The organism is Thioalkalivibrio sp. ALE9 (assembly GCF_000377445.1).
Taxonomy (GTDB): domain Bacteria; phylum Pseudomonadota; class Gammaproteobacteria; order Ectothiorhodospirales; family Ectothiorhodospiraceae; genus Thioalkalivibrio.
The window spans coordinates 175,198-190,605 of the sequence record NZ_KB898126.1 but is presented as its reverse complement, the minus strand read 5'-3'; the positions used below and the strand labels follow the sequence as shown (position 1 = coordinate 190,605).

The following is a 15,408-nucleotide window of genomic DNA, read 5'->3' as shown; positions in this document are numbered from 1 at the left end:
TTCCCTCGCTCCGAGGCTTTTCGCGGGCGGCGCTGAACTCGCTGCGCCTTCGGCTCCGCTCAGACATCCAGCGCCTCTGATCCCGCGAAAACCCTCTCCGCTCGGCGCGACGACAACGGGGAGGCAGGTCCAAACAACGGCCGTCCCGACGATATTGCGAGTGGACGAAGGCTAGGTCTTCGGACATCTGGGCACGCTCGGCCTTCGGCCGTTGCGTGCCGCGCCCGCGTAGCGGGCGCCGGGGCTTTCGGGGGGCGCTGCCTATGGTTAGGAGTAAGCGTAGGGATACGGTCGGTTTTGACCTTCGCCTCCCGTATGGAGCCCCTTGCGGAAGGGTTCTCGGGCCGGCCCGTTTTCTATAAATTCGGGGCGCTGGATGTCTGAGCGGAGCCGAAGGCGCAGCGAGTTCAGCGCCGCCGGCCCAGCACGTCCGGAGCAAGGTTCCCGGGCGAAATCCGGGTGCCCTTCTTTGGGCACTTTCTTGGGCAAGCAAGAAAGTGCCTCGGGGCGCGCTGGCGAGTCAGCGCACGGCAGTATGCAGACCGAAGGCAGCGTAAACACCGAAGGATGAACCGGGACCAGCCACCAATACAGCGCAAGCGGCGGACCGAAGGCACCCTAAACACCGGATGTCGAACCAGGACCAGCCACCACGAGGAAGGCGGCTAGACGAAGGCACCGAGACACGGACAGCAAAGGATACTGAGGCCGATGAAGCGCCTGTCGGCGCCGCCGGTTAGAGGTCCCGCAACCCCAGTACATCCTGCATATCGAACAGCCCATTGCCGGCGCCGGCCAGCCAGACGGCGGCCCGCACTGCACCGGAAGCAAACACGGTCCGGCTGGAGGCCTTGTGGGTGATCTCCACGCGTTCGCCATCGCCCGCGAACAGCGTCGTGTGTTCCCCCACGATGTCGCCGCCACGTACCGTGGCGAAGCCAATGGTGCGACGGTCGCGGGCGCCGGTCTGGCCCTCGCGGCCATACACGGCATCGTGCTCCAGGTCCCGTCCCAGCGTCTCCGCGACCACACGCCCCAGCTTCAGCGCGGTACCGGAGGGCGCATCCACCTTGTGCCGGTGATGCGCCTCCAGGATCTCGACGTCCACGCTGTCGCCCAGCGCCCGGGCCGCGAGCTCCACCAGCTTGAAGGTCAGGTTCACCCCGACACTCATGTTCGGCGCGTACACGACCGGCATCGTGGCCGCCGCATCGCGCAGACGCTGCTCCTGCTCCGCGTCGAGACCGGTGGTCCCGATCACCAGGGCCTTGCCGGCGCGCGCGCACAGATCCAGGTGCTGCATGGTGGCCTGCGGCGCGGTGAAGTCGATCAGCACGTCGAAGTCGTCGGTCACGGTTGCCAGATCCTCGACCAGGCGCACCTGGCCCTCCTGACCGACGACCTCTCCAATCGCCTCGCTACCCGGCCGCTCGCTGGCCGCGCCCAGCTGCGCCTCGGGGTGCTCGTCCACCGCCTGCACCAGGTTCTGGCCCATGCGCCCGCCGGCGCCCGCAATCGCAATTCGAATCATCGTTTGTTCCATCCGGTTCTGTCGTTCCATCGGGGTATGCGCACCCTACGAAGCTTTGCCGCAACGTGCCAGTTACAGGGTTCGCACCGGGGTGCGGAAACGCCATTCGCCGTACACCGAGGCGATCACCCCGGCCGCCGCCAGGAACGCCGCGAACACGTACACCGAGGCGGGGCTGATGCCGTCCCACAGATAGCCGGCCACCAGCGAGCCCATCGCCCCGCCCAGCCCGAAGGCCAGCGAGGAGTACAGCGCCTGCCCGCGCCCCTGCAGCCGGCCCGGGAAGAAATAGTGGATCAGCGAGATCGCCGCCGCGTGGTACACCCCGTAGCTGGCCGCATGCAGCACCTGAATGAACAGCAACATCGGCAGCGAATCCGGCACCGCCGCCAGCAGCCCCCAGCGCAGCGTGGTCAGAATAAGGGCCGCCGACACCAGCAGCCAGGCCCCGAAGCGCAGGATCAGCCGCGGCATCAGCAGGAACAGCACCACCTCGGCCGCGACCCCCAGCGCCCACAGCTGCCCGGCCACCGCGCGCGAGAACCCGGCCTGTTCCAGGTACAGGGTGAAGAAGGCGTAGTAGGGCCCATGGCTGGCCTGCATGAAAAAGCAGGCCACGAACAGCGCGATCACCTCCGGCCGGCGCAGCACGGTCAGTAGCGGTGGGGCGTTGTTGTCTTCCTCGTGGTTGCGCGCCGGTTCGCGCACGAACTGCGCGGCCGCCACCACCGCGATCAGGATCGCCAGCACGATCCACGGCAGCCAGGCCACGTCGATGTGATCGAAGGCCCAGCCCAGCAGCGCCACCGCGACGATAAAGCCCACCGAGCCCCATAGCCGCACCAGGGCATAGCGGTGCGCATCCTGCCCCAGCGAGCGCATGGTGGTCGCCTCGAATTGCGGCAGGATCGCATTCCAGAAGAAGCTGTAGGCGGCCATCACCACCGCCAGCCACCAGTAGCCGGTGTACAGCAGCACGCCGGTGAAGGCCACCGCCCCGCCCAGCGCGCCCCAGCGCGCGATCGGCATGTGCGCGCCAGCACGGTCGGCCAGCCAGCCCCAGACGTTCGGGGCGATGATCTTGGTCGCCAGCACGATCGCCATCAGCTCGCCGATCTGGGCGCCGCTGAACCCCTCCTCGGAGAGATACGGCCCCCAGAACGGCATGAACGCACCGAGGCTGGCGAAGTAGAAGAAATAGACCCCGGACAGGCGCGCGTTCTGCGTCACGGCCATTGCAGGGGCCCTAGCGGTTCAGGAGACTACGGCCGGACGGCCGCGTCATTCGCCGGGATGATCGCGCAGTGCGAGGCCCGTATCCGCCACGTCCGCGTTCTGCCCGCGATGGCGCAGCGCGTGATCCATCAGCACCAGGGCCATCATCGCCTCGGCGATCGGGGTTGCGCGGATGCCCACGCAGGGGTCGTGCCGCCCCTTGGTCACCACCTCGACCGACTCGCCCGCGGTGTTGATGCTGCGCCCGGGCAGACGGATGCTGGAGGTCGGCTTCAGCGCGATGCTGGCCCGCACCGCCTGACCGGTGCTGATCCCGCCCAGCACGCCGCCAGCGTGGTTGGAGAGGAAGCCCTCGGGGGTGATCTCGTCGCGATGCTCGGTGCCGCGCTGGGTCACGGACTCGAAGCCCGCGCCGATCTCCACGCCCTTCACCGCGTTGATGCTCATCAGCGCGTGCGCCAGCTCGGCATCCAGGCGGTCGAATACCGGCTCGCCCCAGCCGGCGGGCACGCCGGTGGCCTCGACGGTGACCCGCGCGCCGATGGAGTCGCCCGACTTGCGCAAGGCGTCCATGTACTCCTCCAGCTCCGGCACCTTGTCCGGATCCGGGGAGAAGAACGGGTTGTCGTTCGCGATCTCCGGCTGCTTCGCTTCCAGTTCGATCGGGCCCAGCTGCGACAGCCAGCCGCGGATGGTGATGCCGTAGCGCTGTTCGAGATACCGTCGGGCGATGCCGCCGGCCGCCACGCGCAGCGCGGTCTCGCGCGCGGAACTGCGCCCGCCGCCGCGATAGTCGCGCACGCCGTATTTCTGGTGATAGGTGTAGTCCGCATGCCCCGGACGGAAGCGATCCTTGATCTCGCTGTAGTCCTTGGAGCGCTGGTCGACGTTCTCGATCAGCAGGCCGATCGGCGTGCCGGTGGTGCGCCCCTCGAAGACCCCCGAGAGGATGCGCACCTGGTCCGGCTCGCGGCGCTGGGTAGTGTGGCGCGACTGCCCCGGCCGGCGGCGATCAAGGTCGAACTGCAGATCCGCCTCGCACAGCTCCAGACCGGGCGGACAACCGTCCACCACCGCGCCCAGGGCCGGCCCGTGACTCTCACCAAAGGTACTGACGACGAACAGTCGCCCAAAGCTGTTTCCCGACATGCGCGTAGTGTAGCCGCGGCCGGCCCGGCTGTCGCCTGTTCCCCCACCCGGCGGCCGGTCGGCAGCCTGTGGAATGCAGCCCTCGGCAACCCCGTCCCCTATCTGCCATGATCGGTGTGCAGCATCCAAGACCACAAAAGGAGGACACCATGCCGAAATCCCTGACCCGACTCGCCACCGGTGCCGTTGCCGCCCTCTGCCTGGGCTTGGCCAGCAGCGCCCAGGCCGATGACGTCTACACCCAGCGATTCATGACCCTGGAGTTGGCCAATGACATCGCCATGGGCGCCGTCGAGGCCTGCCGCGACATGGGCTACCAGACCTCGGTCGTCGTGGTCGACCGGGCCGGCAACGACCAGGTGGTCCTGCGCGATCGCATGGCGGGCGTGCAGACCATCCAGATCGCCGGCGACAAGGCTCGCGCCGTCACCATGTCCGGCACTACCTCCGCCAACTTCCGCGACAACCGCGAAGACATCCGCATGGAGATGAACCACGTGGACGGCATCATCATGCTGGCCGGTGGCTTACCCGTCGAAGCGGCCGGCAGCATGCTGGGTGCGGTGGGCGTCTCCGGGGCGCCGGGCGGCGACCTCGACGAGGAATGCGCGCAAGCCGGGATCGACCGGGTCCAGGAACGTCTCGACTTCGTGATGTAGTCCACTCGGGCGCCAGGGACGGCGCCCACCCCGATAGCCGGATCGAGACCATGCCCCCAGACAACCCTTCCAGACCCCCCATTCGCATCTCGCCGGTGGAGACCTACGAGCGGCTGCAGGCACGCCCACGGGACCTGCTGATCGACATCCGCTCGACCATGGAATACCTGTTCGTCGGCCATCCGACCGGTTCGGTCCACATTCCCTGGATCGACGAACCGGACTGGACGGTGAACCCGCAGTTCGTGCCCCAGGTCCGCAAGCTGCTGCTGGGCGGCGTCAGCGACCACAGCGACGAAGCCCCGGCCCTGTACCTGATCTGCCGCAGCGGCAAGCGCACGCTGGATGCCGGCCAGGCCCTGGTGGATGCCGGCATCGAACATGTCTTTTCGGTAGAGGAAGGCTTCGAGGGCCCGCTGGACGAACACCACCAGCGCTCCACCCGCGGCGGCTGGCGCTACCACGGCCTGCCCTGGGAGCAGTGCTGAAGCACTCATATCCCCGTGGATCCCCCACTGTCACGGGGGTTGCGCGCACCCCGGGGCGATTGGTCCATAATGGGGCCGGACGCGTCGCTGCGGCGTTCGATTGTGGCCCGGTGGTACCCTTGAGCCTTAATTCTTCACCACGGGACCGAGTACTTCCGTTTCGCTGTGCAGGTCCGTCTTCGAGCGGAAAGCCTAAAGATTCGGAGACTTCTCCCACCTGAACCTCAGGTTCAAGGTCAAAGGTCACGCCGGCGCCCGCGGGGCGCGTCCACTTTTCTCAAGCCCGATCCCTATGTCTTCGGAAACCGTCTCCGTTCCAGACCCGCTATCGCCCGACGATCTGCGCGCCCTGCGCCTGCGCCTGCGCCGCGCCCGCGCCGCGCTGTCGGACGCCCAGCTTGACCAGCACTCCGCCGCCATCTGCGAACACCTGCTGCGCTGGTTCGAGCGCTGGCAGCCCCGCTGCGTCGGCGCCTATCGCGGTCTGCGCGGCGAGGTCGACCTGACCCCGCTGACTGTCGCCCTGGCCGGACGCGGCACCCGCGTTGCCCTGCCAGTGATGGACGACAAGCGCCCCGGCCGCATGCATTTCCATGCCTGGGCCCCCGGGGATGCGTTGTGTCACAACGGCTTCGGAATTGCCGAGCCCTGCCCGGAGGCCCCGCGCATCTGGCGCCGCGAGATGCAGGTGGTACTGATGCCGCTGGTGGCCTTCGACACGGCCGGCAACCGCATGGGCATGGGGGCGGGCTATTACGACCGCTACTTCGCCCGGCGCCGCTTCGGCATCCGCCGGCCGAAGCTGATCGGCGTAGCCCACTCGCTGCAGGGCGTAGCGGCACTGCCCACCCAGCCCTGGGACGTCCCGCTGGACGCCGTCGTGACCGAACAGGGCTGGCATGCGCTGCCGGACCGCGCGCGGCACAATACGCACACCTGAACCCACCCCTGATTTGGCACGAGGAGCCCGCATGGCCTACTGGCTGATGAAGTCCGAGCCCGACGAGTTCAGCATCGACGACCTGGAACGCGTCGGCGTGGAGCCCTGGGACGGCATCCGCAACTACCAGGTGCGCAACATGATGCGCGACGAGATGAAGAAGGGGGATCTCGCCTTCTTCTACCACTCCAACGCCAAGCCACCGGGCATCGTCGGTATCCTGCGCATCGAGAAAGAGGCCTACCCGGACTCCTGCGCCTTCGACCCCGAAGACCCGCACTACGACCCCAAAAGCGACCCGGACAACCCGCGCTGGCTGCGGGTGGACGTCGCCTTCGAGGAAAAATTCGGCGACATCATCACCCTCGACTGGCTGAAGCAGCAGCCGCAGCTCGAGGACTGCCCGCTGGTACGCCGCGGCAACCGCCTGTCGGTCATGCCCATCACCCAGGACCAGTGGGACTTCATCCTGAGCCACGCCCAGCGCGGGAAATAGCCCCGTGGCCACGCTCTACCACTTCCCGCACGACGCGAAGGCCGACCGCCTGCGCCTGGCCTGTGGCTACAAGGGTGTGGAGCTCGAAACCCGCGCGCTGGACTGGTTCGACGACGAGACCTTCTTCGAACTGGGCGTGGCGCGCCAGTCGCCGATCCTGCAGATGGCAGACGGCTCCCTGGTCACCGACACGCTCGCCGCGTTGCGCGACATCGACCGCCTGTTCCCGACCGGCGAACCACTGTCCGACGGCGTGATCGCCGAGGACGCCTGGCAGGCCCTGGTGGACTGGCGCGCCAAGGTGGAGATCGTACTGGACCGCCTCTACGCCCCGCTGGCACCGGGCTTTCACGGCATCGGCGAGAGCGCCGAGGCCCTGGCCGACTTCAAGGCCCAGGTGCAGCACCGCTTCGGCATGTCGCTGGAGGAACTGGCCAACGACCGCTACGACGGCTACAACCAGCTCGCAAAACTAAGCCACCTGCCGGAGCTGGCCAAGCACCTGGCCGCCAGTCGCTTCTATCTGGGCCACCCGTCCATCGCCGACTGCGTGATCGCCGCCGACCTCTACCCCCTGCAGATGCACGACGGCATCAACCTGCCCGTCGACCTGCTCTACTACCTGCGCCGCGTCGAGGAGACCTTCAACACCCCCCTCGACACCCACTGGCTCGCCCGCTAAAGCCCCTGTGGGAGCGGCCTTGGCCGCGAACCGGCGTCAGCCCCGGATCGGGCCCTGCATTCGCGCGCACGCGCGCTCCCACAAAAACTGCGGGAAGGGCGTGAGCGAAATCCTTTTCCTTCCTGATTGGCGCCGCGCGTCAGCCGTACCGGCGACAGCCCGGCGCAGGAAGCCCAAGCTCGGGGGACTACTCCCAGGCCCTGTTCCTCGATGGAGCAACCCCGGCCACCGCACTACCCCCCTCGTCATCCCGGCCGCAGCGCAGCGAAGAGCCGGGATCTCCCACGTCGGGACACCCCCAACCGCGGAGATCCTGGATAACCGCTGCGCGGTTTCCGGGATGACAAAGCCGGGGGATCGTGGACCCGAAGGTGCTTGTCGCTGCGCGCAACCGCACCCTGTGCTGGCGGTTGCTGCCAGCCCGGGCGCGAACCGACGCTTCGACTGGCTGAACTTCTTGCCCAATGCGGCTGACCGCAAGGGCCCGCCACAATCAAGCGGCCGCGAAGCGCCGGATGTGGTTCTCGTCGCGGGATTCGGCCCGCGCCAGATCGAAGTTCGTCTGCATGGTGAGCCAGTGGCGCGCCTCGCCGATGCCACCGCTCTCGAGGCGCACGGCAAAGTCCGGGGAGATCGCGGCATGTTCGTTCAGGACACGCGAGACCGCGTTGCGGGACATCCCCAGATGCTGCGCAAACTCCGTCACCGAAAGGCCCAGCCCGGGCAGCACACGCCGGCGCAGGATCCGCCCTGGGTGGGGCGGGTTCCGCATCGCCGCGTGTTCCTGAGGGTCAATGGTAGTCTTCATAATCCACCTGATCCGCATCGTCTCCACTGAACGTGAAGGTGACAACCCAGTTGCCGTTCACATGCACCGAGAAAAAGCCCGCGCGATCCCCACGTAGCGGATGAAAGTCCATGCCCGGCAGATCCAGCTGTCCGGGATGGGTCGCCGCATCCAGCAGCGCGAGAATATCTTCCAGGTCTTCCACATGGTCCGCCGGCAACCCACGGCGGTCGCCCTTCACGTAAAGCCGTTTGAGCCCCTTGTGACGAATCTTCCTGATCATCGGCCTTCCTTGGCACACGACTAAAATGTAATCTGTAACGTTACAGTGGTCAACTCAATCCACTGACACGAGCCTCAGCCGAAGCGGTAGTGCTTGCGGATGTCGCGGTGGATCTCCCAGGTACAGCCCATGCCTTCGGGGAAGGTCACCAGATCGCCCTCGCCTACGGTGACGGGCTCGCCACCATCATCCGGCGTCACCGTCACCTGACCCTCCAGGATGTAGCAGACCTCGCGCTCATCGTAGTGCCAGGGGAAGGTCGAGACCTCCTTCTCCCACACCGGCCAGTCGAACACCCCCAGACGCTCCAGATGGTCCTGCTCCGGGCGATGAATCACTTCGATGGACATGACGGTCTCCTTGTCGGGATCAGCCGTCATCTTAACGAGCCCGATCACCCGAACGCAGCCAGCGAACCAGCAGCAACACGAAGGTGAGCACACCCAGCGCGGCCGGCAGGTATTCCAGCCAGAGGCCCAGCTCCCAGGCGATGTATCCGGTGACCAGCGCCCACAGGAGCGGGATGATGGCCAGCACCAGCGGGGGCCGCGGGCCGGCGAATAGCAGGAGCCCGAGCGTCAGCAGCATGGTGGGACCGGGCGCGACGCCGAAGTACTGCAACTGGGCCCAGGGTGTGCCGGTCAGCGCGAGCTCGAGCAATGGATAGCCGGCCAGCGCGTAGACGATCATCAAGACCGCGCCGCTGCCCGCCAGCCCGCCGGGCCAGCCGAAGCGGGCCTGCCCCATCAGGGTCAGCGCGAACAGCAGCATCAGGCCCTGGGCGACGAACACCCCGGCCAGCCATTCGGAGGCGAAGTGGAAGGGTGCGAGCGAGCCGCCGAAGAAGACCACTCCGGTCCAGATCCACAGCACGCCCAGCATCAGGCCCAAGACGCGGGCTGCCCCGCGCCTGAACGTGAACGCGAGCGCGACGGCCACCAGCGCAAGGAGGGCGCCGACCGCGTGCAGTGGCCAGATGGCGGCGTTGTACTGGCCCAGGATGGCCAGCCAGGTGGCGCTATCGAACGGCAGCATCTATCTACCCCGTATCCATAGGTTGAAAATCATTACTGTAGGAGGCCAGCCCTCTGGCCGATTCGGCGTGCGACTAGACTCGTCGGCCAGAGGGCTGGCCTCCTACAGGTCGCCGACGTAGGCGACCATGCGGCTGCGCATGTCGGCATCCGGAAGCGGGCCGTACAGCGCGCCCATGTTCTCCTCCATGTGCGCCACGACCGAGGTCGCCGGGATCGCACAGGTCACGTCCGGATGCGAGACGATGAACTTGAGCAGGAACTGCGGCCAGTTCGCGCATTCGATCTCCGCCGCCCAGTCCGGCAGAGGATGACCCTCGAACTGATTGATCAGCGCCTTGCGCCGAAACGGCCGGTTGGCGATCACCGCGACCCCGCGCTCCCGTGCCATGGGCAACAGGCGCTGTTCCGCCTCGCGGTCGAGGATGTTGTAGGTCAGCTGCACGAAGTCCAGATCCTCGCGCCGCAGGATACGCTCCAGCTCGTCGTGGCGGCGTCCGTGCGAGGTGGTCACGCCGATATAGCGCAGCTCCCCCGCCGTGCGACGCTCGCGCAGCGTCTCCAGGTGGGCCTCCCAGTTCTGCAGGTTGTGCACCTGCTGCAGGTCGAGGGTGTCGACGCCCCACAGCTCCCGGGATTTCGCGTGCTGCTCGCGCCCGGTAGCGGTGCTGCGCGTCCAGACCTTGGTGGCCGCGAAGGCACCTTCCGGATGCCCCAGCTCGCGCAGCCCGTGGCCCACCACCGCCTCGGCCCGGCCGTACATCGGGGAGGAGTCGATCATTCCGCCGCCGCGACGGATGAAGGTGTCGAGGATGCGCGTGCGCACCGCCAGCGCCTCCGGGTCCTCCGGCACGTTGAAGGTAATCCAGGTCCCCATGCCGATCACCGGGATGCGTTCCCCGGACGACGGGATCGGCTTGCGCTGCGGTTCACGGCCTTCGGAGGCGCCCGCGACGACCGGCCAGCCCGCCCCGGCCGCAAGGGCGGAGCCGGCCATCCAGCGCAGGAAGGATCGGCGCGAACGCCGTGTGGACGTTGGTTTCATGGCCCGGATCACCGCAGGGGATTCAATCCGTGGGCCATCCGCCCAGGCCACAAGTTCCCTACGCAGCCGCCCGCAGATGTCGGGTGAGCGCCGAGACCAGGGGCTTCATGAAGTAGCGGCTCTCGGGGACCACCGTCGGGTGCACCCCGTGGGCGCGCAGCTCGTCGGCCACCACCGGGCCGATCGCGGCGACGACGGTGCGGCCGAGCGCTGCCAGCAGCGCGTCCTCGCGCCCCGCGTCGCGGGCGACGTGCAGCAGGCGCCGGACCTGGGCCTGGCTGGTGAAGGCGATCGCATCCACCTCCCCCGCGATCAGGGCCTCGATCAGCCCGCTCACGCGCCCGGTCTCGGCGGCGTCCGCATAGCGATAGGGCCAGACGGGAAAGACTTCGGCGCCCGCCTGCTCCAGGAACCCGAGCAGGCGGCGGTTGGGTTCCGCGCCGTAGAGCTGCACCCCGATGCGCTGCCCGGCCAGAGGCTGCCCGGAAAGGGTTTCGATGATGCCCTCGGTCGTCGGTGCGGCCGCGATCGCATCCGGCCGCACGCCGAAAGGCTTCATCGCCCGGCCGGGCTTGGGGCCGCGCACCAGGGTGGGCGTCCGCGCCACGGCCGCCAGCCAGGCGTCCTCTCCTCCGGCACGCCGGGCAAAGCCGGTCAGGCGGGTAAAGCCCTCGCCGGTCAGGAAGATCAGGCGATCGAACGGGGCCTCGATCGCCCTGTGCAACCAGGCCTCGATCGCCGTGCGGTCGGGGCTGTCGTGGATCGCGATCAGCGGGCAGCGCCAGACCTCGGCCCCGCGCCGCTCCAGCAGGCTGGCGAAGACCTCCAGCGCCCGGCTCTCCGGCAGGGCCACCCGGCGACCCGCGAGGCCACTGGCCGCCGCCTCCGGCAGGACGGATGCGGCCGTCACGCCGCGCTCGCCGCCGCGGCCCGCGGCCCCGGCCCCGACATCGGCATCGGCATCGGCATCGGCTGCGGGAACACCGTGGAGGCCCCGGCATCCGGCTGGAACCAGGCCAGACGCGCGTGGCAGGCCGCCACCTCGCCGATCACGATCAGGCTGGGCGAACCCACCTGCTCGCGCTCGGCACGCGCGGCCAGGGTATCCAGCGTGCCGCTGACCACGCGCTGGCGGGCGGTGGTGCCGTTCTCGATGATCGCCGCCGGGGTCTGTCCGGCGCGGCCGGCACCCTTCAGCCCCCGGCAGATCTCGCCCACCCCCTTGCGGCCCATATAAAACACCAGGGTCTCGCGGGTACTGGTCAACTGCGACCAGTCCACATCCAGCCGCCCTTCGCGGGTATGGCCGGTGATGAACCGCACCGACTGGGCATGGTCGCGGTGGGTCAGCGGTATGCCCGCATAGGCGGCGCAGCCGCTGGCCGCGGTAATGCCGGGGACGACCTGGTAGGCCACGCCGTCGCGCGCCAGCACGTCCAGCTCCTCGCCGCCACGGCCGAACACGAACGGGTCGCCGCCCTTCAGCCGCGCCACGCGCTTGCCCTCGCGCGCCAGCCGGGAGAGCAGCGCGCTGATCTCCTCCTGCGGCACGCAGTGGTGGTCGCGCTCCTTGCCGACATAGAAACGCTCGGCCTCGCGCCGCGCCAGGTTCACCACCTCGGAGGACACCAGGCGGTCGTAGACGACCACATCCGCCTGCTGCAGCAGGCGCAGCGCGCGAAAGGTCAGCAGGTCGGGATCGCCCGGCCCGGCGCCGATCAGGTAGACCTCGCCCGGCGTACTAGCCGCGGCGTCCGCCAGTTCCTGTTCCAGGCGCGCCTCGGCCGCGTCCATGCGCCCGGCCAGGGCGAGCTCGGTGGCCGGCCCGGCAAAGGCCCGCTCCCAGAAGGCGCGGCGGGCGTTCACGTGGTCGAAACGGGCGCGCACCCGGTCGCGCAGCCGCCCGGCGAGATCGGCCAGCCGGCCATAGCCGGCCGGGATCAGGCTCTCGATCTTCGCGCGCAGCAGGCGCACCAGCACCGGGGCGCGGCCACCGGAGCCGACCGCGATGGTCAGCGGCCCGCGCTCGACGATGGCCGGCAGGATGAAGCTGCACAGCTCGGGCTGGTCGGCCACGTTCACCGGGATCGAGCGCGCGATGCAGTCCTCGGAGACCTGACGGTTGACCGCCGCGTCGTCGGTCGCGGCGATCACGATCGACACCCCATCCAGGCATTCGGTGTCATAGCCCCCCGGATCGCGACGGATCGACCCGGACTGCTCGCGCAGCAGGCGCTCGGCGGCGTCGCTGTACGCCGGGGCCCGCAGGCGCACCCGCGCCCCGGCCTCCAGCAGCAGCGCCGCCTTGCGCGTGGCGACCGGCCCGGCCCCGACCACCAGGGCCTCGCGGCCGTGCAACTGCATATAAATCGGCAGGTGTTCCATGCTTATCCCTCCCGCGCCACGGGGTTCGTGGGCACCTCGGCTTCTTCATTCAACAGGGTCTGGATCTCGGGTCGGCAGGAGCCACAGTTGGTCCCCGCCTCAAGGGCCGCCCCCACGGCCTCGCAGGTGGCCAGCCCCTGCTCGCGGATCGCAGTGCGGATGCACGTCTCGTCCACGCCGAAGCAGGCGCAGACCATGCACCCGCGCGCGGCCCGGCCGTTCGGCGGTCGCCCGGTCAGCAGAGCCATCCGTTCGGCATCGCTGATCGTCTCGGCCGCGAACAGGCCACCCAGCCACTCGCGTTCGGGCAGGCCCCGGTCGGGACCCGCGAACAGTACGCAGGAGAGCCGCCCCTCGTGGATCCGCGCGGCGCGATAGCGTCCCCCGGCGGGGTCGGCGAACTCCAGCCATTCCCCCGGCCCGTCCAGGCATTCGCGCCACGCATCCATCGTGGGCGGTGCGCCCCGGCCGGCCAGTTCGGTGCGCAGGTGCCGGGGACCACGGGCGGTGACCGCATAGTCGGCTGCGGGCGCAGCGACCGGCTCGCGGCTCAGCACGAAGCCGTGCCAGTCCAGCGCCGCCGGGCGCACGGCCACGGCCGTGTGCTTGAACGCCGGCTGCCCGGAGACGGGGTCGACATGCGCGGGCACCAGCGCGTCCACCCGGGCGAGGCGCGCGATCGGCCGGCTCCAGTGCATGGGCACGAACACGCTGCCCGGGCGCTGCTCGCGGCGGGTCTGCACCCGCGCCAGCAGGCGCCCGTGACGACTGGTCACCTCGGCGAGATCGCCTGCCTGCACCCGGAACAGCCCGGCATCCACCGGATGGATCTCGACGAACGGCTCCGGCTGATGCGCACTCAGGCGCGGGGTGCGTGCGGTCCGGGTCATGCTGTGCCACTGGTCGCGGATGCGGCCGGTGTTCAGGCGCAGCGGATAGTCAGCAGCGACCGGGTCGGTCGGGGCCTGCGGAGTCACGGCCGCGAGCCGCGCCCGGCCGCTTTTGGTGAAGAAACGGCCATCGGCATAGAGGTGTTCGGCACCCGTCCGGCTCCCCGCCGGCAGCGGCCACTGCACCGGCTCCAGGGCGTCGTACTCGGCGTCGGAAAGCCCGGCCAGCGCGCCGATGTCGAAGTCGCGCGTGCCGTGGTTCTCGAAGGCGGACAGCGCCGCATGCTCGCGGAAGATCTCGCCCGGGCGGGTGTAGGGAAAGGCCGCGGCGAAACCCAGCCGCTGCGCGACCCGGGCCAGCGCCCACCAGTCGTGGCGGGCCTCGCCCGGGGGCGCCCGGAACGGGCGCTGGCGCGAGATGCGGCGCTCGGAGTTGGTTACCGTGCCGTCCTTCTCGCCCCAGGTGGTCGCCGGCAGCAGGACGTCGGCCACCCGCGTGGTCTCGGTCTCGCGCACGCAGTCGGAGACCACGACCAGCGGGCATTCGGCCAGGGCCTGCTCGAAACGCGCGGCCTCGGGCAGGCTGAACAGCGGATTGGTGCCGATGATCCAGACCGCCTTCACCTGCCCCGACTCGACCGCGCGGAACAGGTCCAGCGCCTTAAGCCCCGGCTGGCGCGCGAGGTTCGGTGCGCCCCAGAAACGTCCGACCCGGTCCAGGGCCGCGTCGTCGAAGCCCATATGGGCGGCCAGCTGGCTGGCCAGTCCGCCGACCTCGCGCCCGCCCATCGCGTTCGGCTGGCCGGTCAGCGAGAACGGGCCCATGCCCGGGCGCCCGATGCGGCCGGTGGCCAGGTGGACGTTGAGAATCGTCCCGGCCTTGTCCACGCCGCTGTCGGACTGGTTGATGCCCTGGCAGAAGGCGGTCACGGTGCGTTCGGTACGGGCAAACCACTGGAAGAACGTTGCCACGGCCTCCGGCTCCAGTTCGCAGGCCTCGGCGGTCGCGGCGATCGACGGGCTGGAGGCCCGCGCGGCCGCCAGGGCGTCGGCAAAGCCGTCGACATGCCGCTCCAGAAAGCCGGGGTCCAGCGCATCCTCCCGGCGCAGATGGTCCAGCAGGCCATTGAACAGCCAGGCATCCGTGCCCGGCGCCAGCGGCAGGTGCAGGTCGGCCGCCTGGGCGGTGGCCGTGCGCCGCGGGTCGATCACCACCAGTTTCATCTCCGGGCGCGCCGCGCGGGCGGCCTGCAGGCGCTGGAACAGGACCGGGTGGGCCCAGGCCATGTTGGAGCCCGTCACCACGACCAGATCGGCCTGCTCGAGATCGGTATAGCTTCCCGGCACGCCATCCACGCCGAAGGCGCGGGTATGGGCGGCCACGGCCGTGGACATGCAGAGCCGGGAGTTGGTGTCGATATTGGCCGAGCCGATGAAGCCCTTCATCAGCTTGTTGGCCACATAGTAGTCCTCGGTCAGAATCTGGCCGGAGACATACAGGGCGACCGCATCCGGCCCATGCGCCGCGATGGTCTCGCGAAAGCCGTCCGCCACATGATCCAGCGCGGTCTCCCAGTCGACACGCCGCCCGCCGATCTCCGGGTGCAGCAGCCGGCCCTCGTCGCCAAGGGTCTCGGCCAGTGCCGCGCCCTTGGAGCACAGGCGACCGGCATTTGCCGGATGGGCGGGGTCACCGCGCACCGCGACCGGAAACTCGCCGCCCGGCGTCGCGGTCACCTCCACGCCGCAGCCCACCCCGCAATAGGGGCAGGTGGTGCGGGTCACCGGCTCGGGCGTGGCCAT

At 69.2% G+C, this 15,408-nt stretch carries 16 protein-coding genes, 1 other RNA gene and 1 pseudogene; 7 read left to right on the top strand and 11 right to left on the bottom strand.

The genetic code is table 11. From position 1 onward, the window contains the following. The first annotated feature begins 187 nt into the window (after positions 1–187). A pseudogene (locus D106_RS15275) lies at positions 188–384 on the top strand (hypothetical protein). A 352-nt stretch (positions 385–736) separates the two neighbouring features. Here D106_RS15275 and dapB read toward each other — a convergent pair. From dapB to aroC, 3 genes are all read right to left on the bottom strand, one after another. Beyond that, the gene (gene dapB / locus D106_RS0108925) at positions 737–1,531 is read right to left on the bottom strand and encodes a 4-hydroxy-tetrahydrodipicolinate reductase (protein ID WP_019592969.1); all 795 of its coding nucleotides are present in this window, start codon (positions 1,529–1,531) and stop codon (positions 737–739) included. A gap of 72 nt (positions 1,532–1,603) precedes the next feature. Continuing rightward, positions 1,604–2,767 (bottom strand): MFS transporter, encoded by a 1,164-nt coding sequence (locus D106_RS0108920; protein ID WP_018879846.1) that lies wholly within the window; start codon positions 2,765–2,767, stop codon positions 1,604–1,606. A gap of 45 nt (positions 2,768–2,812) precedes the next feature. Continuing rightward, a complete protein-coding gene (aroC, locus tag D106_RS0108915; RefSeq protein WP_018879845.1) occupies positions 2,813–3,916 on the bottom strand; it encodes a chorismate synthase in 1,104 nt (367 codons plus the stop codon). 149 nt (positions 3,917–4,065) lie between these two features. On the opposite strand from aroC, the gene D106_RS0108905 reads away from it, so the two are divergent. The 6 genes from D106_RS0108905 (at position 4,066) to D106_RS0108885 (ending at position 7,181) form a co-directional block, all read left to right on the top strand. Next, positions 4,066–4,575, top strand: coding sequence for a heme-binding protein (locus tag D106_RS0108905; RefSeq protein WP_018876950.1), 510 nt, complete (start codon positions 4,066–4,068; stop codon positions 4,573–4,575). Between the two features lie 50 nt (positions 4,576–4,625). Next, positions 4,626–5,063 (top strand): rhodanese-like domain-containing protein, encoded by a 438-nt coding sequence (locus D106_RS0108900; RefSeq protein ID WP_018879844.1) that lies wholly within the window; start codon positions 4,626–4,628, stop codon positions 5,061–5,063. Positions 5,064–5,144: 81 nt separating this feature from the next. After that, positions 5,145–5,330: non-coding RNA, 6S RNA (ssrS, locus tag D106_RS14795), on the top strand. A gap of 25 nt (positions 5,331–5,355) precedes the next feature. Next, positions 5,356–6,003, top strand: coding sequence for a 5-formyltetrahydrofolate cyclo-ligase (locus D106_RS0108895; protein ID WP_018879843.1), 648 nt, complete (start codon positions 5,356–5,358; stop codon positions 6,001–6,003). A 31-nt stretch (positions 6,004–6,034) separates the two neighbouring features. After that, complete coding sequence (locus D106_RS0108890) at positions 6,035–6,499, top strand: EVE domain-containing protein (RefSeq protein ID WP_017941841.1); 465 nt, start codon at positions 6,035–6,037, stop codon at positions 6,497–6,499. Positions 6,500–6,503: 4 nt separating this feature from the next. Continuing rightward, the gene (locus D106_RS0108885) at positions 6,504–7,181 is read left to right on the top strand and encodes a glutathione S-transferase family protein (RefSeq protein WP_018879842.1); all 678 of its coding nucleotides are present in this window, start codon (positions 6,504–6,506) and stop codon (positions 7,179–7,181) included. Positions 7,182–7,674: 493 nt separating this feature from the next. Here the strand turns inward: D106_RS0108885 and D106_RS0108880 are convergent, their stop codons facing one another. The 8 genes from D106_RS0108880 to D106_RS0108845 form a co-directional block, all read right to left on the bottom strand. Then, complete coding sequence (locus tag D106_RS0108880) at positions 7,675–7,953, bottom strand: HigA family addiction module antitoxin (RefSeq protein WP_018866417.1); 279 nt, start codon at positions 7,951–7,953, stop codon at positions 7,675–7,677. 19 nt (positions 7,954–7,972) lie between these two features. Then, positions 7,973–8,251: a type II toxin-antitoxin system RelE/ParE family toxin gene (locus D106_RS0108875; RefSeq protein ID WP_018879841.1), complete on the bottom strand. Its 279-nt coding sequence runs from the start codon at positions 8,249–8,251 to the stop codon at positions 7,973–7,975. 74 nt (positions 8,252–8,325) lie between these two features. Continuing rightward, on the bottom strand, positions 8,326–8,601 hold the full coding sequence (locus D106_RS0108870; protein ID WP_012982192.1) for a cupin domain-containing protein: 276 nt from the start codon (positions 8,599–8,601) through the stop codon (positions 8,326–8,328). Between the two features lie 31 nt (positions 8,602–8,632). Then, positions 8,633–9,286: a DUF6064 family protein gene (locus D106_RS0108865; protein WP_018866415.1), complete on the bottom strand. Its 654-nt coding sequence runs from the start codon at positions 9,284–9,286 to the stop codon at positions 8,633–8,635. A 102-nt stretch (positions 9,287–9,388) separates the two neighbouring features. Beyond that, entirely contained in the window at positions 9,389–10,330 is a 942-nt protein-coding gene (locus D106_RS0108860) for an aldo/keto reductase (protein ID WP_026280636.1), read from the bottom strand. A 58-nt stretch (positions 10,331–10,388) separates the two neighbouring features. Then, positions 10,389–11,240: a uroporphyrinogen-III synthase gene (locus D106_RS0108855; protein WP_018879839.1), complete on the bottom strand. Its 852-nt coding sequence runs from the start codon at positions 11,238–11,240 to the stop codon at positions 10,389–10,391. Then, on the bottom strand, positions 11,237–12,715 hold the full coding sequence (gene cysG / locus D106_RS0108850; protein ID WP_018879838.1) for a siroheme synthase CysG: 1,479 nt from the start codon (positions 12,713–12,715) through the stop codon (positions 11,237–11,239). Before cysG ends, D106_RS0108855 begins: the two co-directional genes overlap by 4 nt. A gap of 2 nt (positions 12,716–12,717) precedes the next feature. Then, entirely contained in the window at positions 12,718–15,408 is a 2,691-nt protein-coding gene (locus tag D106_RS0108845; protein ID WP_018879837.1) for a nitrate reductase, read from the bottom strand.